Annotated in this window: 21 protein-coding genes and 1 pseudogene; 9 read left to right on the forward strand and 13 right to left on the reverse strand. The window is 71.3% G+C overall.

The features are described 5' to 3' along the window. Positions 1 to 11 precede the first annotated feature (11 nt). From ABIH81_RS29455 to ABIH81_RS29470, 4 genes are all read right to left on the reverse strand, one after another. Positions 12 to 1,046 (reverse strand): ABC transporter permease, encoded by a 1,035-nt coding sequence (locus tag ABIH81_RS29455; protein ID WP_349878125.1) that lies wholly within the window; start codon positions 1,044 to 1,046, stop codon positions 12 to 14. Continuing rightward, entirely contained in the window at positions 1,043 to 2,539 is a 1,497-nt protein-coding gene (locus ABIH81_RS29460) for a sugar ABC transporter ATP-binding protein (protein WP_349878126.1), read from the reverse strand. The genes ABIH81_RS29455 and ABIH81_RS29460 overlap by 4 nt, the downstream gene beginning before the upstream one ends. A gap of 151 nt (positions 2,540 to 2,690) precedes the next feature. Then, on the reverse strand, positions 2,691 to 3,980 hold the full coding sequence (locus tag ABIH81_RS29465; RefSeq protein WP_349878127.1) for a substrate-binding domain-containing protein: 1,290 nt from the start codon (positions 3,978 to 3,980) through the stop codon (positions 2,691 to 2,693). Positions 3,981 to 4,439: 459 nt separating this feature from the next. Then, complete coding sequence (locus tag ABIH81_RS29470; RefSeq protein ID WP_349878128.1) at positions 4,440 to 5,303, reverse strand: class II fructose-bisphosphate aldolase; 864 nt, start codon at positions 5,301 to 5,303, stop codon at positions 4,440 to 4,442. Positions 5,304 to 5,485: 182 nt separating this feature from the next. On the opposite strand from ABIH81_RS29470, the gene ABIH81_RS29475 reads away from it, so the two are divergent. The 3 genes from ABIH81_RS29475 to pfkB all read left to right on the forward strand — a co-directional run bounded on the left by ABIH81_RS29475 (position 5,486) and on the right by pfkB (position 8,720). Further along, positions 5,486 to 6,811 (forward strand): FGGY family carbohydrate kinase, encoded by a 1,326-nt coding sequence (locus ABIH81_RS29475; protein WP_349881240.1) that lies wholly within the window; start codon positions 5,486 to 5,488, stop codon positions 6,809 to 6,811. 233 nt (positions 6,812 to 7,044) lie between these two features. Next, entirely contained in the window at positions 7,045 to 7,773 is a 729-nt protein-coding gene (locus tag ABIH81_RS29480) for a DeoR/GlpR family DNA-binding transcription regulator (RefSeq protein WP_349878129.1), read from the forward strand. Further along, positions 7,770 to 8,720, forward strand: coding sequence for a 1-phosphofructokinase (pfkB, locus tag ABIH81_RS29485; protein WP_349878130.1), 951 nt, complete (start codon positions 7,770 to 7,772; stop codon positions 8,718 to 8,720). Before ABIH81_RS29480 ends, pfkB begins: the two co-directional genes overlap by 4 nt. 41 nt (positions 8,721 to 8,761) lie before the next feature. Here the strand turns inward: pfkB and ABIH81_RS29490 are convergent, their stop codons facing one another. From ABIH81_RS29490 to ABIH81_RS29520, 7 genes are all read right to left on the reverse strand, one after another. Next, positions 8,762 to 9,952: a M20/M25/M40 family metallo-hydrolase gene (locus ABIH81_RS29490; protein WP_349878131.1), complete on the reverse strand. Its 1,191-nt coding sequence runs from the start codon at positions 9,950 to 9,952 to the stop codon at positions 8,762 to 8,764. Then, a complete protein-coding gene (locus tag ABIH81_RS29495) occupies positions 9,952 to 10,713 on the reverse strand; it encodes an amino acid ABC transporter ATP-binding protein (RefSeq protein WP_349878132.1) in 762 nt (253 codons plus the stop codon). Before ABIH81_RS29495 ends, ABIH81_RS29490 begins: the two co-directional genes overlap by 1 nt. Beyond that, complete coding sequence (locus ABIH81_RS29500) at positions 10,710 to 11,567, reverse strand: amino acid ABC transporter permease (protein WP_349878133.1); 858 nt, start codon at positions 11,565 to 11,567, stop codon at positions 10,710 to 10,712. The genes ABIH81_RS29495 and ABIH81_RS29500 overlap by 4 nt, the downstream gene beginning before the upstream one ends. A 113-nt stretch (positions 11,568 to 11,680) precedes the next feature. Further along, positions 11,681 to 12,622 (reverse strand): transporter substrate-binding domain-containing protein, encoded by a 942-nt coding sequence (locus ABIH81_RS29505; protein WP_349878134.1) that lies wholly within the window; start codon positions 12,620 to 12,622, stop codon positions 11,681 to 11,683. A 92-nt stretch (positions 12,623 to 12,714) separates the two neighbouring features. Continuing rightward, complete coding sequence (locus tag ABIH81_RS29510) at positions 12,715 to 13,593, reverse strand: MurR/RpiR family transcriptional regulator (protein WP_349878135.1); 879 nt, start codon at positions 13,591 to 13,593, stop codon at positions 12,715 to 12,717. Positions 13,594 to 13,687: 94 nt separating this feature from the next. Beyond that, on the reverse strand, positions 13,688 to 15,115 hold the full coding sequence (locus tag ABIH81_RS29515) for a hypothetical protein (protein ID WP_349878136.1): 1,428 nt from the start codon (positions 15,113 to 15,115) through the stop codon (positions 13,688 to 13,690). A 130-nt stretch (positions 15,116 to 15,245) separates the two neighbouring features. Further along, positions 15,246 to 16,502: a cyanophycinase gene (locus ABIH81_RS29520; RefSeq protein WP_349878137.1), complete on the reverse strand. Its 1,257-nt coding sequence runs from the start codon at positions 16,500 to 16,502 to the stop codon at positions 15,246 to 15,248. 164 nt (positions 16,503 to 16,666) lie between these two features. Between ABIH81_RS29520 and ABIH81_RS29525 the strand changes: the two genes are divergently transcribed. Further along, on the forward strand, positions 16,667 to 17,137 hold the full coding sequence (locus ABIH81_RS29525) for a hypothetical protein (RefSeq protein WP_349878138.1): 471 nt from the start codon (positions 16,667 to 16,669) through the stop codon (positions 17,135 to 17,137). Positions 17,138 to 17,360: 223 nt separating this feature from the next. Here the strand turns inward: ABIH81_RS29525 and ABIH81_RS29530 are convergent, their stop codons facing one another. Further along, on the reverse strand, positions 17,361 to 17,759 hold the full coding sequence (locus ABIH81_RS29530) for an NUDIX domain-containing protein (RefSeq protein ID WP_349878139.1): 399 nt from the start codon (positions 17,757 to 17,759) through the stop codon (positions 17,361 to 17,363). A gap of 103 nt (positions 17,760 to 17,862) precedes the next feature. On the opposite strand from ABIH81_RS29530, the pseudogene ABIH81_RS29535 reads away from it, so the two are divergent. Further along, a pseudogene (locus ABIH81_RS29535) lies at positions 17,863 to 18,122 on the forward strand (tyrosine-type recombinase/integrase); the annotation flags it as partial. A gap of 70 nt (positions 18,123 to 18,192) precedes the next feature. Here the strand turns inward: ABIH81_RS29535 and ABIH81_RS29540 are convergent. Then, a complete protein-coding gene (locus ABIH81_RS29540) occupies positions 18,193 to 18,555 on the reverse strand; it encodes a helix-turn-helix domain-containing protein (RefSeq protein ID WP_349878140.1) in 363 nt (120 codons plus the stop codon). 109 nt (positions 18,556 to 18,664) lie between these two features. Here ABIH81_RS29540 and ABIH81_RS29545 point away from each other — a divergent pair, with 109 nt between their 5' ends. From ABIH81_RS29545 to ABIH81_RS29560, 4 genes are all read left to right on the forward strand, one after another. Further along, on the forward strand, positions 18,665 to 19,504 hold the full coding sequence (locus ABIH81_RS29545) for an NAD(P)H-binding protein (RefSeq protein ID WP_349878141.1): 840 nt from the start codon (positions 18,665 to 18,667) through the stop codon (positions 19,502 to 19,504). 231 nt (positions 19,505 to 19,735) lie between these two features. Continuing rightward, on the forward strand, positions 19,736 to 20,440 hold the full coding sequence (locus ABIH81_RS29550; protein ID WP_349878142.1) for an RNA polymerase sigma factor: 705 nt from the start codon (positions 19,736 to 19,738) through the stop codon (positions 20,438 to 20,440). A gap of 95 nt (positions 20,441 to 20,535) precedes the next feature. Further along, positions 20,536 to 21,663 (forward strand): CU044_5270 family protein, encoded by a 1,128-nt coding sequence (locus ABIH81_RS29555; RefSeq protein ID WP_349878143.1) that lies wholly within the window; start codon positions 20,536 to 20,538, stop codon positions 21,661 to 21,663. Positions 21,664 to 21,854: 191 nt separating this feature from the next. Further along, on the forward strand, positions 21,855 to 25,436 hold the full coding sequence (locus ABIH81_RS29560) for a S8 family serine peptidase (protein WP_349878144.1): 3,582 nt from the start codon (positions 21,855 to 21,857) through the stop codon (positions 25,434 to 25,436). Positions 25,437 to 25,551: the final 115 nt, after the last annotated feature.

The raw sequence follows: 25,551 nt of genomic DNA on the forward strand, positions 1-25,551 counted from the left end.
CCTCGATCCCCTCATGTCCGCCTCCGGCGCCGGGCGATCCCGTCGAGGCTGATCGCCAGCAGCAGCACCAGCCCGGTGACGACGTACTGGACCTGCGTCGAGGCCCCGAACAGGTTGAGCGCGTTCTGGATGACGCCGACGGTGAAGACACCGATGAGGCTGCCGACGACCGAGCCCCGACCACCCACCAGGCTGGTCCCGCCGATCACGACCCCGGAGATCGCGATCAGCTCGAACCCCGTGCCGTTGACGGTGGTGGCGCTGGCGAGCCGCGACGTCAGGATGACCCCGGCAAGGCCGGCGAGGAGACCCAGCAGGGTGTACACCATGATCTTCGTCCGCTCGACCCTCAGGCCGCTGAGCCGGGCCGCTTCCGGGTTGCCGCCGATCGCGTAGATCGCGCGGCCGACCGTCGTCCGCCGGGAGGTCCACCACAGCGCGACGACGACGACCGCGAACAGCCAGACCGGCGTCGGGATCCCGAACAGTGCGCCCTGCCCGATGAACGCGAAGTCGTCCGGCATGGGCTGGAAGTTGACCGGGTACCCGCCGGTGAACAGGTACAGCAGACCCTTGACGAAGATCATCGAGCCGAGGGTCGCCATGAACGGCTCGATCTTCGTCTTGGTGATGATCAGACCGTTGACGAAGCCGATCAGGCTGCCGACGGCGAGTCCGACGAGGACGGCGAGCGGCACCGGCAGCTTGAAGTCGGTGACGAAGTCCGAGTTGCTGGCGGAGTTGGCCACCAGCGACGCGGTGACCGCCCCGACCAGGCCGACTGTGGAGCCGACCGACAGGTCGATGCCGCCGGTGATGATCACGAGGGTCATGCCCGCGGCGATGATGCCGGTGATGGCCACCACCCGGGCGATGTCGAGGAAGTTGGAGAACGACAGGAACGCCGGTGAGACCAGGCTGAGGACGATCACCAGACCCACCAGCACGACGCCGCTGGCGATGTTCTCCACCTGGATGTTCAGTCGAGCCAGGCCGCGCTTCGGCGCTTCGACAACCTGGCGGTCCATCTGCGCGGTGGGAGTCACGCCTCCGACCCTTCTCTTGTCGGCTCGAGCCCCGAGGCGTACATCACGATCGCCTCCTCGCTGAAGTCCTTCCGCGCGAGCTCGCCGGCGATCCGCCCCTCGTGCATGACGAGGATGCGGTCGCTCATGCCCATCACCTCGGGAAGGTCGGACGAGATCATGACGATCGTCGCGCCCTCCCCGGCGAGCTCGTTGAGCAGCCCGTGAATGGCGGCCCGGGCACCGACGTCGACGCCGCGGGTGGGCTCGTCCACGATGAGGATCCTGGAGCCCGCGAACAGCCACTTCGCCAGCACCACCTTCTGCTGGTTACCGCCGCTCAGGCGACCGGTCTCCTGCTCGGCACGGGGTGGGTAGACCTGCAGGTCCTGAATCAGCCGCTTGGCCTCCTGCTTCTCACCGCCCCGGTTGAGCTGGCCGAACCGGCTCACCTTCGACATGCGGGCAAGGCTGATGTTGTGCGCGTTGCTCATCGACAGGACCGCACCCTGGAGCTTGCGGTCCTCGGGCACCAGACCGATGCCGTGCCGGATGGCGGCGCTCGGCGAGTCGACCGTGACCTTCTCGCCGTCGACGAAGATCTCGCCGGCGGTGATCGGATCGGCGCCGAAGATCGCCCGGGCCAACTCGGTCCGGCCGGAGCCGACGAGGCCCGCGATGCCGAGGATCTCGCCCTGGTGGGCGGTCAGGCTGACGTCGTCGAGCTTCACGGTCGACAGGCCCGATACGCGGAGCGTCTCGCGCCCGCGCTCGTGCTCGGTCTTCGGGAAGAGCTCGGAGAGCTCCCGCCCCACCATCATCGTGGCGAGCGAGTGGGAGGAGGTCGTCCTGGCGTCGACGGTGCTCACGATCTTGCCGTCGCGCAGGATGGTGGCCCGATCGCAGATCTCGGCGACCTCGTGCAGCCGGTGCGAGACGTAGAGGACGGAGACGCCGTCGGCCGTCAGGGCCCGCATCAGGGTGAACAGCCGCTCGATCTCCGCCTCGGTGAGCGATGCGGTCGGCTCGTCCATGGTGATGATCCGGGCGTTCATCGAGAGCGCCTTGGCGATCTCGACCAGTTCCTGCTCGGCCGTACCGAGGCGGCCGACGACCGTACGCGGATCGATCTTCACCGCGAGCCGCTCGAGGATCTCCCCCGCCTGCTTGTAGCAGGCCGCCCAGTCGACCAGCCAGGGTGCGCCCTTACGCCGGGGCAACCGCCCGAGGAAGACGTTCTCGGCGACGGTGAGGTACGGCAGGACACTCAGTTCCTGGTGGATGAACGCCAGGCCCGCGTCCTGCGCCTGCTTCGGCCCGGCGAACTCGGCCGGCTCGCCGTCGAGGTGGATCGATCCGGCGTCGCGCTCGATCACCCCGTTGAGGATGTTCAGCAGCGTCGACTTGCCGGCGCCGTTCTCGCCCAGCAGCCCCAGCACCTCGCCGCGTCCGACTGAGAGGTCGACGCCGTGGAGCACCTGGACGTTGCCGAACGACTTGGTTATGCCCTCCATACGCAGGAGGGGCTGTGGAGCCGATGAAGCGACCATGGCACGCCCCCTTTCTCGTACTCCCGTTAGCGATCGGCCGATAAGGGGCCCTTTCCGCTCACCGCGGTTCGGCGGTGAGCGGAAAGGGCAGATCCCGCTGCGAAAAGCCGGTCGATTACCAGCCGACGAACATCGGGTCGTTCATGTTGCTGGAGTCGACGCCGAAGAAGTCCGGCTTCACCCATGGCATGCCCTCGTACTCGACGAGAGCGGCCTTGCGACCCTCGAACTCCTGGTTCGCGAAGTCGGGCTTCTCGCCCTTGAGCTGCTGGGCCATCAGCCGGGTGCCGATGACGCCTTCGTCCTTGGGGAAGAAGATGCCGTCGTAGTCGATGTCACCCTTGCGCAGCAGGTCCAGGGCGTTCTTGTCACCGTCACAGCTGATGATCTTGAGCCCGTCCCGGCGGCCGGTGTTCTTGATCGCCTGGATTCCGCCGAACAGCATCTCGTCGGCCATGAAGTAGATGGCGTCGAGCTGGCCCTCGGGGAAGCGCTGGAGGATCGCTTCGGTCACCTGCTGGCCACCGCTACGGGTGAAGTTGCCGTCCGCCTTGTAGACCACCTCGATGCCGGGGTGCTGGGCGATCACCTTGTAGAACGCGCCACCCCGGTCGACCGTGGAGCCGGCCCCCGCGGTGCCCTCGACGACGGCGATCTTGCCCTTGCCGTTCAGCGCCTTGACGACCTGCTCGCCGCCGACGGTGCCGGACTTGACCATGTCCCAGCTGACCAGGAAGTCCCACTTGATACCGGAGCCCTTGGTCTCCATCCGCCGGTCGACGATCGCGAACGGCACCTTCGCCGCGTTGACCTTCTTCACCGCCGGAATCATCGGGTCGGAGACCGCGGGCGTCAGGATGATCCCGTCGACCTTCTGCGCCAGGAAGTTGTTGATCTGCTGCGTCTGGATGGCCGGGTCGTTCTTGCCGTCCGCAAGGATGACCTTCACGCCCTGCTTGGCGGCCTCCTCCTTGACCCCTTCCATCATCAACTGATAGACGGGGTGGTCGAAGTAGGCCACCGACCAGCCGATCGTGATCTCCTTGTCGGAGCCGCCTGCCTTCGTCCCGGAGGCGCAGGCCCCCACGAGCAAGGCAGAGGCCACGACGAGGGCCAAAGACGCGCGTCGCGTCGCCTTCGCGCCGAGAACTCGCATATGCGTACGTCCCTTCAATCCGAGGTACCGCGTTCTGCAGGGAATGGCCTGCCGGCCGTTGATGTGCGCCCCGCGAGCGCCCCGGCCGAGCCGGGAGGTGCGGCGGCGAAAGCCTTGTGGGTCCGTCACCGGGATAAGCCGTGGAGGGCTTTTCGACCGGCGCCGGTCCGGTTTTCTGCTGTTACGGATGACGCGCGTGTGGCCGTGTTCGGACAACGGATAGGTAATCGATGTCACGGCTGCGAACAAGCTAGGGAGCGTTAACCCGCATGTCAACCCTCTTCCAACCTCGGGCCCCGTAGTGGCTTCGTCCGCCACGAAGTGCGCGAAGCGACAGCGCGTCAGGGTCAATAAGGGGTCACCCGAGCGGGAGGTTCAATGACCTTCCCGCTCTGGTCACCATGGGGCGCACGTCTTACGACGGTGCCCGCCCGGCACCGACCCGCGGGGCGCGCGGCTCGGCACCCTGCAGCGGTCCCGGACATCGTGACGGCTCGGGCGGGCCGGCCGGACCGCGGATCAGCGGCCGACCGTCCGGACCGGCTGGTTCGCCTGGTCCGGGGCTTTCCGACCTCGTCATCGTGAAGCGTGGGGTAATCGATGTCACAAGGTGGTTAGAACCTAGACACGCCCGCGAAACATGTCAAGGGGCGACGTGACACGGATCCGGAGCCCCGTGGCAGGCCCTGCTCCCGACCGGCCCGACGGTCAGGGGCGACTCTGCGCCAACGTGCTGTTGACCTCGTTGAGCAGGGACGACATCTGCTGCACGACTGCGGAGATCTGGGTGCGCGCCGGCGCGAGGTACTTGCGGGGGTCCACCAGCTTCGGCTCCGTCAGCGTCTCCCGCACCGCCCCGGTGAAGACCACGTTCAGGATCGTCCCGATGTTCACCTTCACGATGCCGGCGGCCACCGCACCGCGCAGCTCCTGATCCGCGACACCCGACGAACCGTGCAGCACCAGCGGCACCGGGACGGCGTCGCGGAGCCGGGCGACCAGCTCATGGTCGAGCCGGGCGGTGCGGGTGGTCATCGCGTGCGAACTGCCGACCGCGACAGCGAGGGAGTCCACGCCGGTAGCGGCGACGAACGCGGCGGCCTCGCCCGGATCGGTGCGGACACCGGGTGCGTGCGCCCCGTCCTTGCCGCCCACCTTGCCCAGCTCCGCCTCCAGGTGCAGACCACGCTCGTGCGCCCAGTCGGCAGCGGCTCGCGTCGCGCCGACGTTGGCGTCGTAGTCGAGGTGGGATGCGTCGAACATGACGGAGCTGAACCCCGCGTCGGCCGCCTGGTGCAGCAGTGCCGTGTTCTCGACGTGGTCGAGGTGCAGGGACACCGGCACCGCGGCCTGTGCGGCGACCGCCGCCGCGGCCGCGGCGATCGGCGCGAGCCGACCGTGGTGGAACTTCACCGCGTTCTCGCTGATCTGCAGGATCACCGGCGTGCCGGCCTGCTCCGCGCCGGCCACGATGCCCTCGGCATGTTCGAGGGTGATGACGTTGAACGCGCCCACTCCGATCCGCCGGGCGCGGGCTTCATCGATGATGGCCTGGGTGGTGACGAGCGGCATCTGCTGCCTCCGGGAAGATGGCCGGACGTGACCGGCACGGGACGGCAAGGCGCGGACGGAAACAACCCGGGGTCCAGGACTCGGTTCGCCGCGCTCTTGACAGAATTCCAACGAAACGCAACGCTATCCAGCGAAACGCAACGGCGCAATCGTTCACCAGCCGAGGAGACGTCTTGATCCCGATGCTCGTCGGCTTGGACGTCGGCACCACCAGCAGCAAGGCGGTGGTGTTCACCGCGGCCGGCCGGCCAGTCGCTCAGGGCCGTTCCGTGACGCCGTGGACCACCACTGTGCACGGCGCCGAGATGGACCCCACCGCCGTACTCGACTCCGCCCGCGAGGCTCTGGCGAACGCCCTGGCCGAAGCGCCGGACGGCACGGTGGTGGCGGTCGGGGTCACCAGCATGGGCGAGTCCGGCGTGCTGCTGGACGGACGGGGCGCGCCGCTGGGCCCGGTCATCGCGTGGCACGACACCCGCGACCGCGCCGAGGTCGACGACCTCGTGGCGACAGTGGGCGCCGGACCGTTCGCCCGGCACACCGGCCTGCCGCTGCGCGGACAGTGGTCGCTGACCAAGCACAGGTGGCTGCTCAACCACCATCCGCAGCTCCGCGACGCGACCCGCCGGCTCAATATCGCCGAGTGGGTGGTACGCGGACTCGGCGGCGAGGAGTCGGCGGAGCAGTCGCTGGCCTCACGCACCGGCTGGCTCGAGTTGAGCACGCGCACCTGGTGGCCCGACGCGCTCGACTGGTCGGGAGCGACGCGGGCGTTGATGCCCGAGCTCGTCACGGCCGGCACCCCACTGGGTCGCATCACCGCCGAGGCCGGACTCCCCCGCCTGACCGGCGCGGTCCTGACCGTGGCCGGCCACGACCACCAGGCGGCCACCGTCGGCGTCGGCGCGTCGGGGCCCGGAGACGAGCTGGACTCGTGCGGCACGGCGGAGGCGCTGATCCGGACCGTCCCCATCGGGCTCGACGGCGCGGCCGTCGAGAAGCTGGCCAGCGCCGGTATCACCACGGGCTGGCACGTGCTGGCCGATCGGTGGTGCCTGCTGGGCGGCACCCAGGGCGGGCTGGCCCTGCAACGGATCCTGGCGCTGCTCGGGCGGACGTCCCAGGACCTGCCCGACCTCGACCGCGAGGCGCTGGCGCGCGACGAGCCGCCGGTGACGATCAGCGGAGTCGACGAGGACGTGTTGACCGTGTCGGGTGTCGGCAGCGGCATGTCTCCGGCTCACCTGTGGCGTGCCGCGCTCGAGGCGGTCACCGCACAGGCCGCTCATGTGCACTCGGCGATGTCGGCGGTGGCCGGCGACCACCACACACTGGTGGTGACCGGCGGTTGGGCGCGCAGTCAGGCGCTGCTGGAGGTGAAGCGACGTGTTCTCGGCCCGCTGCGCAGCCCCGCGGTCGACGAGGCCGGCGCCCGCGGTGCCGCGCTTCTCGCGGGGCTGGCCGCCGGTGTCTACGCCGACCCCGCCGAGTTTCCGGCGCTCGACTGAGTACCCCGCCGTCCACGCGCGGTTCGCGCCCGGGCGCCATCACGGAGAGGCGGCGCGCCGCAGAGCGGTGGCGACCAGCGGCGATGACAGAGGAGCAGATGCCATGAGTACGACGTACGGCCCCGCTGACGGGGCGTTGCGGCGCGCCGGGACCGTTCGCGATGCCTAACCCGCCCGGCAACTCGAGCCCGGCCCGCCGCGCACCGTACTCGGCCGAACGCAAGCAGGCGATCATGACGGAGCTGCGCTTGGCGGGACGGATCGACGCGGCCGAGGTCGCGGCCCGGCTGAACGTCACCAAGGAGACAGTCCGCAAGGACCTGGTCGGCCTGGAACGGCAAGGGTTGCTGCGCCGCGTGCACGGCGGCGCCGTCCCGGTCGGCCAACTGTCGTACGAACCGGCCGTCGTCACCCGCACCTACTACTCCGAGGAGAAGACGCGCATCGCCGCCGCGGCGCTGGCGCACCTGCCCGCAGCCGGCGCGGTCCTGATCGACGCCGGGTCGACCACCGCACGGCTCGCCGAGATGTTCCCGTCGGACCGGGAACTGACCGTCTACACCAACACCCTTCCCATCGCCCTGGCCCTGATCGACCGGCCACTGCTCACTGTCGTCACGCTCGGCGGACGGGTCCGCCCGCTGACTCTGGCCGAGGTGGACGACTGGGCCGCCCGCGCACTGGCCGAGATCAACGTCGACGTCGCGTTCCTGGGCGCCAACGCCATCTCCGTGGAACGAGGGCTGACCACCCCCGACCCGGCCGAAGCCGCCGTCAAGCGGCTCATGCTCGGAAGCGCCCGCCGGCGCATCCTGCTCGCCGACCACAGCAAGGTCGGCGGGGTGAGTCTCTGCAAACACGCCGACCTGTCCGACATCGACCTGCTCATCACCGACACCGGCCTGCCCGATGCCGACCTGAAAGCGCTCCAGGCCGCTGGCTTGGAGGTGGAGCTGACATGATCATCACTCTCACACCGAATCCCAGCGTCGACCGGACCGTCTTCATCGACGCGCTCCCGCGCGGCTCCGTCATCCGCAGCGGCCGCAGCCGCAGCGAGCCCAGCGGCAAGGGCGTCAACGTGGCGCTGGCCCTGCGGGCACACGGCCATGACGTCATCGCCGTCCTGCCGGTGGGCGGCTCGACCGGCACGCAACTCGGCGAGATGCTGCGCGCCGCCGGCGTCGCACACCACACCGTCCCGATCACCGGCGAGGTCCGCAGCAACATCAGCCTCGTCGAGCCGGACGGCACCGTCACGAAGGTCAACGAGCGCGGCCCCGCGCTCAACGTCGCCGAGGTCGAGACGCTGGTCGCCGCCGCGCTCAAGGACACGCACGGCGCGACATGGCTGGCCGCATGCGGCAGCCTCCCGGCCGGCGTGCCCACGGACCTCTACGCCCGGCTCACCGTCGCCGCACACCGCGACGGCGTCCGCACCGCCGTCGACAGCTCCGGTCCCGCCCTGCGCGCGGCCCTTGCCGCCGGTCCCGACCTCGTCAAGCCCAACGCCCACGAACTGGCCGAGGTCAGCGGGCGCGACCTGCACACGATCGGAGACGTCGTCGACGCCGCCGAGCTGCTGCGCACGCAGGGGGCACGCGCCGTGCTGGCCAGCCTCGGCCCCGACGGAGCCGTCCTGGTCGACGACCAGGGCGCCTTGCACGCGGAGGCGACCGTGGCGAAGGTCGTCAGCGCCGTCGGCGCCGGCGACGCGCTGCTGGCCGGCTTCCTGTCCGCCGGCGGCGGCGGGCGCGACGCCCTACAGGTCGCGATGACCTGGGCGGCCGCAGCGGTCCAGCACGAAGGAACACTCTTCTCGGTCACCGATGCCGACGGCACGGTCAGGATCCACGAGGAGGTCTCGCGTAGCCGTCGCCTGGCCGAGCCGGTCACACAGGGAGGATGACACGAGCCTGTCATCCTCCCCGTCGGCCTGGCTGGATCGCTTCATTCCGGAATCGCGCTACACGTAGGAGCGTCGATCGCTCCGACCGCGTCGATCAGGCCGGCCAGCAGCGCCACCCGGGGCACCACCGAGTCGAGGTCGAGCCACTCCCCCGGGCTGTGGTCGGCGCCGCCGATCGGGCCGAGCCCGTCGAGCACGGCCGCACCGGCCTCGGCCAGCAGGTTCGCGTCCGCGCAGCCGCCGGTCGCGGTGTGCGAGACGGGTACGCCGAGCCCCGCGCCGACCTTCGCCGCCAGCTCGGCCAGCCGGCGCCCGGCCGGCCCCGGCTCCCACGGCGGGGTGGGCGCGTGCACTGTCAACTCGGCGTGCACCCCGGACACGACCGGCTCGGCGACCAGCCGGCGGATCTCGGCCAGCGCCGCCTCGTACTCGCCGGTGCGCCAGGCGCGCAGGTCGACAAGCATCCGCGCCCGGTCGGCGACCACGTTGGGCCGGCCGCCCGCCTCCAGCGCGCCCACGTTCACGGTCACCCCGGGCCACCGGCCGTTGAGCTGGTCCAACGCGACGGTCAGCCGGGCGGCGGCGAGCAGCGCGTTGGCGCCGCGCTCCGGCTCGATGCCGGCGTGCGCGGCTCGTCCGCGCAGCGTCACCGCGAGGTCGGCGACGCCCTTGCGGGCCGACACCAGGTCGCCGTTGTCGCGGGCGCACTCCAGGCAGAGCGCCACGTCGGCCTCGGCCCCGAGGGTACGCAGCAGCGACCGGCTGCCCACCGAGCCGATCTCCTCGTCCGGCGTGCAGACCAGCACCAGCTCGCCGTACCGGTGCCGGTCCAGCGCGGTGAGCACCTCGACGGCGGCCAGCCCGGCGAGCACGCCGCCCTTGTCGTCGCTGACCCCCGGCCCGTACGCCCGGCCGTCCTGCACCCGGAACGGGCGGGCGGCGGCCGTGCCGGGCGGGAAGACGGTGTCCAGGTGGCCGGCGAGCAGGATCCGGCGGGTGCCGGCGCCACGGCGGCGGGCGATCAGCACGTCCCCGAGCGGCCGGCCGGCGGGGTCGGCGACCGGCACCCGCTCGACGGCCAGCCCGGCGCCGAGGCACCAGCCCTGCACCAGGTCGCCGACCTCCCGCAGCCCGTCGACCTGACCGGAGCCGGAGTCGACGGCGACCAGGCGGGCGAGCCGGTCGTGGTACGCGGACAGCCGGTCGCCGGCCGCGCCGAGCAGCGGATCCATCAGAGCACCTTGTCGAGGAAGGCGCGGGTGCGCTCGTGACGGGGGCGGCCGAGCACCTCGTCCGGAGGGCCGACCTCGACCACCACGCCGTCGTCGAGGAACGCGACCTGGTCGGCGACCTCGCGGGCGAAGCCCATCTCGTGGGTCACCACGACCATGGTCATGCCGTCGGCGGCGAGGCCCTTCATCACGTCCAGCACCTCGCCGACCAGCTCCGGGTCGAGCGCGGAGGTGGGCTCGTCGAAGAGCATCAGCTTCGGGCGCATGGCCAGCGCCCGGGCGATCGCCACCCGTTGCTGCTGCCCGCCGGAGAGCTGGCCCGGGTAGTGGTGCGCGCGGTCGGCCAGGCCGACGCGGTCGAGCAGCCGCATCGCCTCCTCGCGGGCGCGCCCGCGAGGGGTCCGCAGCACCCGTACCGGCGCCTCGGTCACGTTGCCGAGCGCGGTGAGGTGCGGGAAGAGGTTGAACCGCTGGAAGACCATGCCGATGTCGCGGCGGCGCACGGCCACCTCGCGGGCCTTCAGTTCGTACAGCCGGTCGCCGTGGCGGCGGTAGCCGACCAGCTCGCCGTCGACCGAGAGCTGGCCGCCGTCGATGCGTTCCAGGTGGTTGACGCAGCGCAGGAACGTGGACTTGCCGGAGCCGGACGGGCCGAGCAGGCAGGCCACCTCGCCGGGGGCCACGGTCAGGTCGATGCCCCTGAGCACCTCGACCGGGCCGAACCGTTTGGTGACACCCTCGGCACGGACCATCGCCGTCATCGCACGCCTCCCCGGGCGAAGCCGCGGCCGAACCGGCGCTCCACCAGCCACTGGCCGGCGGAGAGGAGGCTGACCAGGGCGAGGTACCAGATCGCCGCCACCACGAGCAGCGGGATCACCTTGTAGTTGTTCTGGTAGACGCTCTGCACGGCGGTCATCAGGTCCCGCCCGGCGATGATCGACACCAGCGCGGTGGACTTGAGCATCGTGATGGTCTCGTTGCCCATCGGCGGGATGATCACGCGCATGGCCTGGGGCAGCACCACCCGGCGCAGGGTGAGCGTGGGGCCCATGCCGAGGGCGGCGGCGGCCTCGGTCTGACCGCCGTCGACGGCCAGGATGCCGCCGCGGATCACCTCGGCGGCGTACGCCATCTCGTTGAGCGACAGCGCGAGCACGGCGGCGACGGTGCCGGTGTCCACCACGCTGGTGGGCCGGTCGAACAGGACGGTGCCGGTGAACGGCACGGTCAGGGTGATCCGGGGGAAGAGCGCGCCGAGGAAGCCGAAGAAGAAGATCTGCACCAGCAGCGGGGTGCCGCGGAAGACCCAGATGAACGTCCATGAGACGCCGCGCAGCACCGGGTTGTCCGACAGCCGCAGCACGGCGAGCAGGATGCCGCCGGCGGTGCCGAGGACCATGGCGAGCAGGGTGAGCCAGAGCGTGGTGAGCACGCCGTCGAGCACGTAGTCCTGGAACAGGTAGTGGGCGACCGTGCCGGGTTCGAGGTTGGGGCTGGTCAGCAGCGCCCGCAGGAACAGGGCGGCCAGGCCGGCCACCACCAGCGCGGTCAGCCAGCGGCCGTAGTGGCGGACGGGGACGACCCGTAGCGCCGGGGTGTCGGGGGTGGTCATCGCGGGAGTGCCTCCGGCAGGGGGTGCGGCGGTCGCCGGGCGCCTCCGGGCCCGCCCTCACGGAATGGGAGGGCGCCCGGCGACCGCGGATCGGGGGGCGGTGGTCCGCCGGGTCAGTCGATGGCCTGGTCGATGGTGGCCTTCTCGACGGCGATCGGGGTCTGCTTCCAGCGGGCCAGGATCTTGCCGTAGGTGCCGTCGTCGATGAGCGACTGCACGGCGGCCCGGTACGCCTCGGCCAGCTCCTTCTGGGCCTTGAGGAAACCGAAGCCGTTCGGGCTGGCCAGCCAGCCGTTGGGCGAGGACGGGTCGGCGACCAGCTCGGCCTTGCCGGCGAGCGAGCCGGCGGTGTCCACCAGGTTCACCCGGGTGGCGGCGACGACCTGCACGTTGCCGGCGATCAGCGCCTGCACCGCCTGCGGGTTCTCCGGGTACTCCTTGACCTGCAACGGCCGGCCGGCGCAGCTGTCCTTCGCGTAGGCCGCCAGGTTCTTCGCCTGGTTGCTGGCCTTCTGCACGGCGACCGTGCGGCCGCAGAGGTCGGCCACCGTCCTGACACCGAGCGGGTTGCCGGCGGCGACCAGGAAGCCGGTGCCGGAGGCGGAGTAGTCGACGAATGTGGCGACCTGCTGGCGTTCCTTCTTGTCGGTGATGCCGCCGGCGATCGCGTCGTACTTCGCGGCCTGCAGGCCGGGCACCAGACCGTCGAACGGCTGCTGGGTGAAGGTGGCCTTCAGGCCGAGCCGGGCCGAGGCGGCCTGGAACAGGTCGTGGTCGAGGCCGACGAACTCGTCGGTGCGGCCCTCGACCTTGAAGTCGATGAACGGCTGGTAGGGGGCGTTGGTGGCGACCGTGACGGCGCCTCGGCCGCGCACGTCGGCGGGGACCTTGGCGGCGAGGGCCTTGTCGGTCTCGACGGCGCCGACGCCGTCGATGGTGACCGAGACGGGCTTGATCTCGCCGGTGGAGCCACCGGCCGAGGGGGAGCCGCAGGCGGCGGTGGCGGCGAGCAGCGCCGTGGTCGCGCCGAGCAGGGCGAGGGAACGGATGCGCATGGGGAGTCCTTCCGGGGGCCGGAACAGCCAGCCCCCGGACTGTAACCCACGTTACGATCTCGGTGGGGTTACAGATTTCCGTAACGCACGTTTCAGCGGGCGCCGAACGCCTGCTGCGCTCCCTCCATCGCCTTGAGGCGGGCGCCGGCCACCGGGCCGAGCCGGTCGATCAGTGCCGCGACCAGCGTCTCCACCAGCGCCAGCGTCGGCACGAAGCTGTCGTACGGCGACGGCGAGTCGACCCGGCTGGGCAGCACCACCTCGGCCAGACCGGCCACCGGCGAGAGCCACCGGTCGGTGAACAGCACCACCCGGGCGCCCCGGCCGGTCACCTCCCGGGCCAGGGCCAGGGTCGGCTCCTCGTACCGCCGGAAGTCGAAGAGCACGACCAGGTCCCGCTTGCCGACGTCCACCAGCATGTCGGCCCGTTCCACCGGGCCGGCGGGCAGCAGCCGGCTGTTCCCGCGCACCTGCATCAGGTGCAGCACCAGGTAGTTGGCGAACAGCGCCGAGAACCGGCCACCGGCCGCGGTGACCCGGTACTGCTGGTCGGCGAAGAGGCGCACGGCCGCGTCCAGCTCACCCTGCGGAAGGTCGGCCAACGTGCCGGCCACCGCCTCCGGCAACGCCGCGGCGGCCCGGGACAGCGCCCCGCGCGGCGGCGCCCCGCTGCGCTCGGTCGCCCGGTAGGCGGTCAGCGGCGAGGTCTCCCGCTCGGCCAGCTCGTCGCGCAGAGCCCGCTGGAACTCCGGGTAACCGCCGAAGCCGAGCCGGGACAGGAGGCGCAGCACCGTGGGCGCGCTCACCTCGGCGCGCTCGGCCAGTGCCGCGACCGTGCCCAGGCCGGCGGACGGATAGGAGGCGAGCAGGGCACGGGCCACCCGGCGCTCGGCCGGGCTGCACTCGCCGAGCCGCTGGCGGATCAGCGCCGCGACCCCCACGGCCTGGGTCTCGTCATCGGGGTTCGACACGAGCAGAGCGTAGCGGCCCGCCACGCCGCTCCCGGCGACGGCGGCGGGTCCGCGGGCGGGGCGCCGCCGCCCGCGGACCCTTCGGGGGTGCCGGTCAGGACTTCGTAACCACGCAGGCGTAGTCGGCCGTGCCGGAGCCGGAGTACGCCTCCAGGTCGAGGTGGTAGGTGGCCGAGCCGGACGCGGTCCGGGTCAGGGTGACCGACTCGTCCGCCCCGGCGCCGTCGTTCACCGAGCGGGTCAGCGTGCTCCCGCTCGCGCTGAGCAGGTAGAGGTCGGCGTCGTACGCCGACGGCACGGCGCAGTCGACGGTCAGCGTCTGTCCACTGACGAGGATGAGGGAGAAGTAGTCCCGGTCCGAGGCGCTCTTCATGTCCCCGGTCACGGTGGCCGGGAAGGTCAGCCCGGAGATGTCGTTCGCGGCCGTACGGGAGTCGTTCGGTTCCACCTCGGCGAAGGTGGAACCGCCCGGCGGGGGCGGGGTGGACGAGCAGTCGGTGACCGGCGTGCCGCTGTAGAGGCCGGCGTCCGGCACGCCGGCGCGCACGCTGCGCAGGTAGTACCCGCAGGTGGGCCGGTTGGCGAAGTCGTAGCTCTGCCCGTTGGTCAGCTTCCAGATCTTGAAGTTGGTGTAGGTCAGCGGCTGCCCGGAGACGGCCACCTCGGGCTGGTGGTCGCCGAGCACGACGTAGGCGCTCGGGCCGCTGAGCGTCGCCCGACCGGCGCGGTCGACGAAGAGCGAGGCGCCCTCCTCGACCCCGACGCCCCACGCCTTACCGCCGGTGACCAGCCCGTCCTTGACCGCGCGGGCCACGAACGCCATGGTCCGTCCCATCCGGTCGCGGGTGACGAAGTGCGAGTCGTTGATCGTGCCGGCGTAGTTCGGCCAGCGGAACATGCCCGTGGTGAACGTCAACGACCGGTCGTAGGGGTTGGCCAGCGCCCCCGACGAGGTGGCGCTGGCGGTGCAGGCGTCGTAGACCACGTCGCTGTTCACGTGGTGCCCGGCGCTGCCGCCGCCGACCCCGCCGCCCTTGGCCACCACCGACTCGACCGACGCCTCCAGCGCGGTGCCCTTCCAGGCCACGTAGCGGCACTGGTCACCCCCGGCGAAGTAGACGAACTCGGCGTTGCGGATGTCGGTGTTGACCTGACTGTTGTTGCCGTCGGCGGCGGCGGTGAGGGTGAGCGTGGTGCACGAGTTGACGCCGGCCAACGGGGTGATCACGTCGCACTCCGGGGTGCCGGAGCCGGAGCCGGCGATCACCACCACGTCGATCGCGCCGGTGCCGCCGCGGATGGCGTCGACCGCCTTCGTCATGCTGGCGGTGACGATGCCGCCGGAGCCGTTCATGGTGTACGCCGGGCCGGACCAGCTCGCCCGGGTGGCGTCGGCGGCGCTGCCCTGGCGTACCCGGGTGACCTGGGCCTGGGCGGCGGTGACGCCGATCGGGGCGACGGTGAGCAGCGCGGCGGCGGCCGCCGTCAGGGCGAGCCGGCGAGGGTTGCGGGAAGGGGACATGGGCACCTCCGAGGGGCCACGAATTGATGAAACAGAAGTTACATCCATTACGGTCACTGCTCAATACGTAACTTCTGTTACAACCTCGTGACGGCGGCGCCGGACCCCGGCCCGGCGCCGCCGCGCCACGTCAGGCGGCTCGGATGCCGATCACCACGCCGGTGAACGTGGTCGCCGTCGTACCGCGCCACGCCGCGAACCCGGCGCCCCGGGTGAGCCGGGCCGCCCACTGCGGATCCTTCTCGTAGGACGCGCCGCCCACGGCCACACAGCCGGTGCGGGCCACCAGCCCGTCCTCCACGAGCCCGACCATGGCGTAGTCGTAGAAGACGTCCTCCGACGGGGTCGCCGTGCACGGCCCCGCCGCCGGCCGCAGGCGCGGCTTGCCGGCGGCCGGCACCACCGTCCACCGGGGCGCGAGGTAGACGTCGCCGGCGGTGAGCCGGCTCCACCGCACGCCCTCGATCCCCCACACGCCACCCTGGTCGGTCACCCGGGCCCGGCGCAGGTCGAGCACGCTGACCCCACGCTGGCCGAGCACCCGCAGCGAGGTGCGGCGGCCACCCACGCCGGTGACCTCCAGCGCGGTGTTCTCGTCCAGCCCGAAGACCCGGGTGTGCCGGGTGTCCGAGGCGAGCCGGATCGAGCGCGCCTCCCGCCCGCGACGGGAGAAGTGGGTGTCGACGAGCCCGGCGGTGAAGAACCCGAACCCGCCCCGGGGCAGGTAGCCGAGCACGTCCGGGTCGTCGAAGTAGCCCGGCTTCGCGCCGTCACGCAGGCCCGGGTCGGTGGCGCCGCCGGTGATCATGTCGCGGCCGGCCATGATCTGCGCGCCGGCGCTGGTGCCGGCGACCACCGCGCCATCGCGCAGCTTGCGCCGCACGGCGGCCAGCGCCGCGCTGTCCCGCTGCGCCTTCCCCCGGGTCATGGTGGTGACGTAACGGTACTGGTCGCCGCCGCCGAAGAAGAAGCCGGTCATCGACTCGATCTGCCGCACCACCGCCGGGTCGTCGGCGGCGGCCGGGTGGTCCAGGTCGATCGGGATCCACTGCGCGTCGGTTACCCCGTAGGACCGGAACAGGTCGGCGTAGTAGTCGCCGTTGCAGACGCTGTTGTTGCAGTCCGGCGTGCCCGCGTCGGGGTCCTCGGCCGGCACCGGGGCGCCGGCCGTGACGATGCCGATCCGGGCCCGGCCGGGGCCGCCGGCCAGCCGCACGATGTCGTCGTAGATCTCCCGGTTGTCGTCGGCGAGCGCGCCGCCGACGAGCACCAGGCTGCCGCCGGTGCGGTGGTGGGACGCCGAGGCCGGGACCGCGCCGACCGGCACGCTGAGCGCGACCGCCGTACAGGCGCCGACCCCGAGGGTCAGCAGGCGGTTCAAGGGCATGGTTGCTCCTCACGGATCGTGAGGGCGAGCCGGCACCGAGCGTACGGCAGCCGGCCGGGCCGGACAACGGTCTGGGAGCCGCCGCGCCGTTTGTGAGGCAGCGGCACGGGTACGCGCGGGCGATGGCGGACGACGGCGTCCGTTCCTGGCTGGGGGGGTAAGTCGTGATCGGTGCCGTGCAAATCCTCGCCCTCGGTTATAAGCAGGCGGAACTGCCGAAAGAGATAGTTCATCAGATCAACCTGCTCCGGTCGAGTGACGCCGTCAGGCTGCTTGATGTCTATGCCATCAGCAAGGCCATGAATCGCACCATGACCGAACATCCGATCGAGGAGATCGAAGACTGGGATGGGGAACTCATCCGGGGATTGCTGCGGTCGGCCGGGGCCAGCCGGGTGCTCAGCACCTACACGACAGATTCCACCGGTTTCCTCGTGCAGGGCACGGCCATCCCTGATCTCAAGGTCAGCGTCCCGGAGGGCACCAACGCCATCATCCTTCTCATCGAGCATCTATGGGCCGGCTCGCTCGAGAGCGCGCTGCGCGAAGGATCAGTCTTCCCACTAGCAGGAGGCTGGGTGGGCCGAGACGTGCTCCAGGTTGCCGGCCTCACCATGAACGAACCTGCCGACTGACCTGCCGCCACGCGCGCCGCCCGTTCGCGCCTCCTTCAACCCGCCGCCGAAACGCCGGGGCCGGCAATGTCCGACTCGGTAACCGCGTCAACGGAAGCGCAGAGCACGTACGTTGTCGTGACGAGATGTGCCCGTTCAAGGAGCCCCTTCTCCATCCTGCGTAGCGGTTCGCTTCGACGTGGGAGGAATCGTCAGTTGGCTGTGGACGGGTACTGACCTCGTCTCAGCGCATGCGCGCGGTCTCGTGTAGGTGATCGAAGATGATCTGGTCGACTGGGGAGACACGGTGGCGGTCGGCGTGGGTGAGCCAGACCATCTCCTCGATCTCGTTGTTGGGCTGCAGGACGCCTTGGTAGTCGGCGGTGTAGCAGGTCATGCGGACCATCGTCCCGTCCGGGTGACCATGGGCTTGGGCGTGGAAGGTCCCGACGTGCTCGGCGGTGTCGGGGGCGATGGTCACGCTGAGTTCTTCCTGGATCTCGCGGACGAGGGTGTCGATGTCGCCTTCGCCTGGTTCTCGCTTGCCGCCCGGGATGTAGTAGACGTCCTTGCCGCGTGATCGGGAGCTGAGGATGGCGCCATCCTCAAGGCGGATCCACGCGATCTTGTCGATGATGGTCATGCTTGTCGCTCCCTGGGCTCGTCGGGTGGGCTATGCGTCCACGCCGGTTGAACTCTCGACCAGTTGGCCGTTGATGAAGGTAGCGCTGGCGGGGACCAGAGCCCGCCGGGCCTTCCGCCGAGTCGTCACCCCGGCGGGCCTCGACCCGGCTGGCTGGACGCCACGCGACCTGCGGCACAGCTTCGTGTCGCTGCTCTGCGACAACGGCGTTCCGCTGGAGGCCATCGCTGACTTGTGCGGCCGCGCCGGGACCACGGTGACCGAGAAGGTCTACCGGCACCGCTTCGGCCGGTACCCCTCGGCGGGGCACGGATCACGGATGCGATCTTCGGACCTGCGGACCGATGGTCAGTCAGTTGGTGACTCAGGAAGGGAGAGAGGCCCGGATCATCAATGTGATCCGAGCCTCTAAATGTCTGGGCTCGATGTGGGCTCATCGCCCGACGTCATAGGAGCGCCGCGCTCGCTCCACCTCTGCGAGGTGGGCATCGGCCCAGGTGGTCAGGTGCGCGAAGAGCGGGCCGAGGCTGGCGCCCAACTCGGTGATCTCGTACTCGACTCGAGGAGGCATCTCGGCGTGGTAGGTGCGCGCCACGAGCCCGTCGCGTTCGAGTTGCCGAAGCCGCTGCGTGAGCACCTTCGGCGTGATGCTGGTCAGCCGGCGCTGAAGCTCTACAAAGCGCTGCCGGCCATATTCGTGCAGAGCCCACAGGATGGGTGTGGTCCATCGACTGAACACGATGTCGACGACCGGCGCGACCGGACATGCCAGCTCGGGATCTGCCGACTGCTTCACGTGCCCTCCGTCACAAACGCATTGCTATCCTCTAGGTACCGACTATGCCGACACTACTAGCGTCTCCTTTCAGCCGTGCGAACGACACGGTCGGACTGGAGATGCAGACATGTTTGTCGTGGTAGGAGCCACCGGGAACGTCGGCCGTGCGCTCTCGTCAATTCTCGCGGCGTCGGGTGAAGCCGTGACGGCGGTGTCCCGGGGACGACGCCCGCTCGCCGTACCGGACGGGGTTCGCCACCACCGCGCGGACCTTGAGCAGCCGGAGAGCCTTCGCCCGGCGCTCGCCGGCGCCGACGCGCTGTTCCTGCTCGTGGAAGGCGCCGGAGCTCATCTCGACATGCGCGAAATCCTGCGGGTCGCCGTGGCCGGTGGCGTGAAGCGCATCGTGCTGCAGTCCTCGCAAGGGGCCGGCACCCGGCCGGATTCGCCGTCGCATGCGCCACTGCGCGCCACCGAGGACCTCGTCCGTCACTCCGGCCTCGGCTGGACGATCCTGCGCCCCGGCGGCTTCGCCTCCAACGCCCTCGCCTGGGCTGAACCGGTCCGGGGCAACCGGATGGTCGCCGCACCGTTCGGCGACGTCGGCCTGCCTCTGATCGACCCGGCCGACATCGCCGAGGTGGCGGCCGCCGCCCTGCGCGACCACTCACATGATGGCCGCACCTATGAACTGACCGGCCCCGCCCTGAGTACGCCGCGCGAACGGGTCGCCGATCTCGCCGCCGCGCTCGGCGAGCCGATCGGCTTCGTGGACCAGACGCCAGACGAAGCCCGCGAACAGATGCTGCGGTTCATGCCGCCACCGGTGGTCGAGGGCACGCTGGCGATCCTCGGCGCGCCGACCGAACGTGAGCAGCGGATCAGTCCCGACGTGGCCGACATCCTGGGCCGGCCACCGCGCCCTTTCGCCGCCTGGGCCACGCGTAACATCGACGCCTTCCGCTGACACCTCGCGTTGGTGCCGTTCAGAGGGTGTCCGGCACGAACGAGCGTGCGTTCGGCGGCATGCGGGTGTGCGTCGTTCCGGCTGACCCGCCGTTCACCCGCGAGCCGCATTCGTGAGCATCACGGGATGCCGTCCGTCGGGGCGTGAAGGGAAGAACGTCGGTCGGGCGTAGAGAGGTATCGGCTCCACGACGCTCCCTGGAGGACAGGCATCCATGATCGGACCTTTCTCGTGACCGCGCCACTCGTGTGTGCGGTCGATCCCGAGTCCCCCGCCGGCACCGGCCCGCCCGACGACGTCGGTGCGGTCGCCGACGTCGTCCTGATCAGACGGTCGCGCGGCGAGCCGGAGCTGTTCGGTGTGATCTTCGACCGTTACTACCCTGAAATCCACCGGTTCGCCGCGAACCGGCTCGATCAGGTCGCCGCCGACGACGTGGCAGCCGAGACCTTCCTGGTCGCCTTCCGCAAACGGGCCGTTTTCGACAGCGGGGAGCCCGCCGACGGCAGTGCCTCGGCCGACCATGCCGGCGAGACCGGCATCGGAGCGGGCGGACATGTCCGGGCGTGGCTCTACGGCATCGCCACGAACCTGGTCCGCCGCCAGCGGCGTAACGAGCAGCGCCGCTACCGGGCACTCGCCCGGGCGCCGCGGGACCAGTCCGTCGTCGATCACGACGAGCGGATAACCGCGATGGTCAGCGCGCAGAGCGTGCAGCGTGACCTGGGCAGGGCACTGGCCTCGCTCTCGGCCCGGGACCGTGACGTACTCCTGCTCGTCGCGCTCGGCGAACTCAGCTACCACGAGGTCGCGGTAGCCCTGGAGATTCCGTACGGCACGGTCTGCTCCCGGCTCAACCGGGCACGCCGCAAGGTGCGCAAGGCACTCGGCGACACCGATCCGACCAGCCACGATCGAGACCCGGGGAACCTCTGATGGAAGACATGCGCATGATCCGCGAGGTACTGGGGACGGCCCCGGCACCGTCCGCCGAGACGACGGCGCGGGCCCGGGCGGTCCTACTGGCACAGGTGCGAGCCGATTCCGCGACCAGCCGGGCGAGCGACCTGGCGAAGCCCCGGCGTCGCCGCCGCGCGGCGTCGTGGTGGTCGGGGCGTACCCGGCCGGCGGGACGGAGTGACCGGGCCGGGACCCGGTGGTGGCGCTGGTCGTTGGGCGGGCTCGGGATCTCGGGCGCGGTTGCCGCCGCACTGGTCGCGCCGGCGGTCCTCGGCCCGGCGACGGTTCCCGGCAACCCCACGGGGGATGGGGTGGAGAGCCGTTCGGCCACGGTCCCGATCGGCGACGGCGACAGCGCCGGGACGGTGCTGCGGCTGGCCGCCGCGAACGCCCGGCTCGACCCGGCCGCACAAACTCGGCCGGGGCAGTTCATCTACCGGGTGATCGACGAGGGATCCCTGTACGTAGCCGGCGACGCCGAGGGGGGCGGGCCGGTGGCCAGGATCTGGCAGGTCCGCCGGCACGAGATGTGGTACACCGTCGAGGGCCTGCATCCGGCACGGACCCGCATCACCGAAGGGGTCAGTCGTACCCCGCTGACCCGGGCGGACGCCGAGGCGGCCCCCGAACTCGGGTACGACCTGACCGCTCCGCCGAAGGTCGAGGAGTACGGACCGGCGCCCGGTGATGAACCGCCTGCCGGCTGCACGAACTGCTGGGAGACCCGGGAGCCGGGCGATCTGTACCGGCCGACCCCGGCGTACCTGGCGGGCCTGCCAACCGACCCGGCCCGGCTACTGGGCGCACTGCGACAGGCCGTCAGCCGCCAGGGCAGCAAGCACTCCCCCGACCAGCAGGTCTTCACCGCGATTCTGGACCTGCTCAGGGATGCCGCCCCGATCATGCCACCGGCGCTGCGGGCCGCCCTCTACCAAGCGGTCGCGCTGATCCCCGGAATCGAGCGGGTCGGCGGCCGGGTCGAGCTGGGTGGTCGGCAGGGCGTCGCGATCGGCCGTGACGGTGAGGCAACCGGGGACGAGACCGAGCGGGAGGAACTGGTCTTCGACACCGCCGGTCGCGAGCTTCTCGGCTTCCGCACGGTGCAGATCCGGACGGCGAACGGCACAACTGCCGGCACCCTACGTTCGGCGCACGTGGTCACGTTCACGATCGTCGACAAGGTCGGTGAGGTCCGATGAGCGCCGGGAAGAGCCGGTGCTGGGCCGGCAGCGGACGGAGACTGCTGGGTGTCGGACTGTCCGTGGCCGCGCTCCTCGCGGTCGTACCGACGTACGGGGCGGCCGGGGCGCCTTCCCCTGGATCGGCGGGGGCAACCGGCGACGGCAGGACGGCCGGTATCGGACTCACCGGGTCGAGGGCCGTCGGCACGGTGACCCTGATCACCGGGGACGTGGTCCGGCTCGATGCGGACGGTGAACCCTCTGTCCAGCCGGCAACCGGGCAGGACGCGACCCGTCCGGTCCGGCCCGTCTCGTACGCCCGCTACCAGCGTGACGGCGCCTGGTACGTGGTCCCCACCGACGCCGTACCCCTGCTCCGGTCGGACCTGCTCGACGAGCGCCTGTTCGACGTCACCGGCCTGCTGGCCCAGGGGTACGGCGACAGTGCCAGCCAGGTGCTGCCACTGCTCGTCCAGTACGCCGACACCGGCCAGGCGCGGCGGGCGGCTCCGCTGGCCGGAACGAGGGCCCGCCGGGTGCTGCCGGGGCTGAAACTGACCGCGAACGACCAGCCGAAGGCATCGGCGGCCCGGTTCTGGGCGGGTCTGGTCCGGCAGGCGAACCCGGGGGCGCGAAGCATCCAGGGTGGCGTCGAGAAGGTGTGGTTGAACGCCCGTTACCGGGCGACGCTGGAGCGGAGCGTGCCGCAGATCGGCGCACCCGCAGCCTGGCAGGCGGGGTACACCGGTCGGGGTGTCACGGTGGCGGTCCTCGACTCGGGGTACGACACCGACCATCCGGACCTGGCCGGACGGGTGTCGGCGGCGGCGGACTTCACCGGCACCGGCGGCGTCGAGGACCGGTTCGGCCACGGCACCCACGTGGCGGCGACCGTCGCCGGTTCGGGAGCCGGCGGTCGACATCGCGGGGTCGCCCCTGATGCGAAACTGGCGATGGGGAAGGTCCTCGACGACTCCGGTGCTGGACCCGAGGAGTGGCTTCTCGCCGGCATGGAGTGGGCGGTCACCACGGCCGGCGCGAAGGTGGTGAACCTGAGTCTCGGCGGGGCCCCGAGCGACGGTACCGACCCGGTCAGCCAGGCGGTGAACCGGCTCAGCGCGGAACACGGCACGCTGTTCGTAGCCGCCGCCGGCAACAACGGCGCGTACGCACCGGTGTCCGCTCCGGCCAGCGCCGACGCCGCGCTCGCCGTCTCCAGTGTGGACTCGGCCGACAGGATCAGCGGGTTCTCCAGCCGGGGACCCCGGGTCGGGGACGGGGCACCGAAACCCGAGCTGGCCGCGCCGGGTGAGGCGATCCTGGCCGCCCGGGCGACCGGGGCGTACCCGGGGATCGCCGGTGACCCCGACCGGGTGCCGCTCTCCGGCACGTCGATGGCCGCACCGCACGTTGCCGGGGCGGCGGCGATCCTCGCGCAGCGGCACCCCGAGTGGACCGGTACGCAGCTCAAGGCGGCCTTGGTCGGCGCCGCGGCGCCGGCTCGGGAGTCCCGGGTCTTCGACGTCGGCGCAGGCCGGATCGACGTGGCCCGGGCCGTCACCCAGCCGGTGCGGGCCGAGGTGGCGTCCCTCGCCATGGATCTGCTCTGGGGGGCGCCGGGCGGCACCCGGGAACTGACCTACCGCAACGACGGGTCGACGCCGGTCACGCTGCGGCTGGCGCTGAGCCTGGCCGACACCGCCGGCCAGCCGGCCCCGCCGGGACTGGCCACGCTCGGCGCGACGACCCTCACCGTGCCGGCCCGGGGTAGTGCCTCCGTTCCCGTGCGGATCGCCGGGCAGCAGCGGGCCGGGACGTACGGCGGGGTCGTGGTCGCCACCTCCGGTGAGACCAGCGTGCGAACCCCGGTCGGGGTGCGGCAGGCCGCCGAGACGCACGAGGTGACCGTCCGATTGCTGGACCAGCAGGGCCGGCCCAGCGACAGCGGCACCACGATGGTGGTCGGCATCGACGCCCAGAACGCCGGTTTCCGGGACTTCGTGTGGGGATCGGGTTCGGTGTCGGTGCCCGCCGGACGGTACGCCCTGCTGTCCAGCCTCGATCTGCCGCCACCACCGAACGGCGGGCTCCGGAGAGCCGTTCTCGGTTATCCGGGTCTGACGCTGGCCGACGACACCACAGTGACCGTGGACGCCCGGTGGGCCCGGGCCGCACCGCTGGGCGTGGCCGACGAGCCGGCGGCGACCGAGGGGCTGCGGGAGGTCGTCATCAGCGGACGGTGGTCCGGCGACCCGATCAAGACCAGCATGGGGAGCATCTTCGAACCGGGCTTCGGCGAGGTGCTGGTGGGCAGCGCACCCGGGGTGAGCGCGGAGGAGTTCAGCCTCACCGACATGGCGGTTCTGGAGCGGCCGATGCTGGAACTGTCGGCGACCGCACCGGAACGGTTCCCGGTCCGGGCCGGCTGGCTCTGGAAGCCCGGACCGATACCACCATTCGAGGGGACCACACGGCTTCCGGTCGTCCGGCTCGTGGTCGGTCCGGCCGGCGAGCTGCCCGACGTGGACGTGGCAGACGCGCTCGTCGTGCTCACCTCGTCGGATGACGAGGCGGAACCGTTCGCGCTGGCCCCGGTGGTACGGCAGCTTCAGCGGCGGGGCGCCCGGATGGTGTTGATGGCGACCGGGCAGTTCGGTTGGGCGGGCGAGCCACTCGCCCTGCCGACCATCAGTTCGGGACCGGGACACCCGGGGCTCGACCGATTCGTCGAACTCGCCGGTGCGGGGACACTCACCGCGACCGTGGCCGGGCAGCCGGTCAGTCCGTACCGTTACCAGCTCGGCTACCAGGTTCGGGGCGGGGTTCCGTCGGACCTGGCGTACCGGCCGACGACCGGGGAACTGGCCGCCGTCCCGACCAGCTACCACGACGCGGGAGAGGGGGTACGGCACGTCCGCGCGAGGCTCCGGCTCGGCGACGACCACTACGGGCTGTTGACGTCGAGGCCGGTGTTCGCGCCACTGCGACGTACCGAGTACTACACGCCGGGCAGCTGGCAGATCTCCCTCGGAAACAACATCTCGCCGGCGGAAGCGAGGACGGAGCTGAGGCTGCGGGCGGGGGCCAACCCGGCGACCAGTTGGGACAGGGCGGTGGTGGGGCCGGCGTTGACCGGGCCGAGCGTGGGCAACGCCGGAAAGCCGTGGGTGAGCCGGCAGGGGGACGTGCTCGACGTGACGTTGCCGATGTTCACCGACGCCAGCGGCCATCCGAAACCCACCGACGCGTTCGGTGACGGCACCACGGGCAGCACCAGCCTGTACCGGAACGGCAAGCTTCTCGGCACCGTCGCCGAGCCGGGCCGGGCGCAGTTCGCCGTACCGGCCGGAGCGGCGACGTACCGGCTCACCGCCTCGGCGACACACAACTCGCCGATCTGGCGGTCGAGCACGATGGTCAGCGGATCGTGGACCTTCCGGTCGTCCGGTACGGCATCGGCCCGGCAGCCACTGCCGTTGCTGGGAATGCTCCTCGACGCACCGGTCGACCTGCGCAACACCGTGTCGGTCGGTGACCGTCGACCGGTGCGGGTGTCGGTGCACCGGCAGGACGGGGTGGCCGGGCGGCCGGTGGTGACGGTGACGGTCGCCGCCTCGTACGACGATGGCCGGAGCTGGCACGCGGTGCCGGTCAGCCGGGACGGTGAAGGCTGGCTGGCGTTGGTGCCACACAGCCGGACCGGTCACGTGTCGCTGCGGGCGAACGCCACCGACGCGGACGGCAACGCGGTGGAGCAGACAGTGATAAGGGCATACCCGGTCGGCGGATGACATGGTGGGGAGCCCGCCGATCGCATTCGAGCGGCGGGCTCCCCACCATCTTCGGCCCTGACCGCCGACCAGAGGCCATGATGCGTGTACCGCGCCGCTCCGGTCCGGGCTGCGG

It is taken from the genome of Micromonospora sp. HUAS YX12, from assembly GCF_040215685.1.
Classification (GTDB): Bacteria; Actinomycetota; Actinomycetes; order Mycobacteriales; family Micromonosporaceae; genus Micromonospora; species Micromonospora tulbaghiae.

Excerpts from the sequence above, each read along its gene's own strand:
- ABIH81_RS29490 (WP_349878131.1), bottom strand. The coding sequence starts at position 9,952 with ATGGATCCGCTGCTCGGCGCGGCCGGCGACCGGCTGTCCGCGTACCAC.
- ABIH81_RS29475 (WP_349881240.1), top strand. The coding sequence starts at position 5,486 with ATGCTCGTCGGCTTGGACGTCGGCACCACCAGCAGCAAGGCGGTGGTG.
- ABIH81_RS29505 (WP_349878134.1), bottom strand. The coding sequence starts at position 12,622 with ATGCGCATCCGTTCCCTCGCCCTGCTCGGCGCGACCACGGCGCTGCTC.
- ABIH81_RS29545 (WP_349878141.1), top strand. The coding sequence starts at position 18,665 with ATGTTTGTCGTGGTAGGAGCCACCGGGAACGTCGGCCGTGCGCTCTCG.
- ABIH81_RS29480 (WP_349878129.1), top strand. The coding sequence starts at position 7,045 with ATGACGGAGCTGCGCTTGGCGGGACGGATCGACGCGGCCGAGGTCGCG.
- ABIH81_RS29470 (WP_349878128.1), bottom strand. The coding sequence starts at position 5,303 with ATGCCGCTCGTCACCACCCAGGCCATCATCGATGAAGCCCGCGCCCGG.
- ABIH81_RS29515 (WP_349878136.1), bottom strand. The coding sequence starts at position 15,115 with ATGTCCCCTTCCCGCAACCCTCGCCGGCTCGCCCTGACGGCGGCCGCC.
- ABIH81_RS29495 (WP_349878132.1), bottom strand. The coding sequence starts at position 10,713 with ATGACGGCGATGGTCCGTGCCGAGGGTGTCACCAAACGGTTCGGCCCG.
- ABIH81_RS29500 (WP_349878133.1), bottom strand. The coding sequence starts at position 11,567 with ATGACCACCCCCGACACCCCGGCGCTACGGGTCGTCCCCGTCCGCCAC.
- ABIH81_RS29530 (WP_349878139.1), bottom strand. The coding sequence starts at position 17,759 with ATGACCATCATCGACAAGATCGCGTGGATCCGCCTTGAGGATGGCGCC.
- ABIH81_RS29460 (WP_349878126.1), bottom strand. The coding sequence starts at position 2,539 with ATGGAGGGCATAACCAAGTCGTTCGGCAACGTCCAGGTGCTCCACGGC.
- ABIH81_RS29520 (WP_349878137.1), bottom strand. The coding sequence starts at position 16,502 with ATGCCCTTGAACCGCCTGCTGACCCTCGGGGTCGGCGCCTGTACGGCG.
- pfkB (WP_349878130.1), top strand. The coding sequence starts at position 7,770 with ATGATCATCACTCTCACACCGAATCCCAGCGTCGACCGGACCGTCTTC.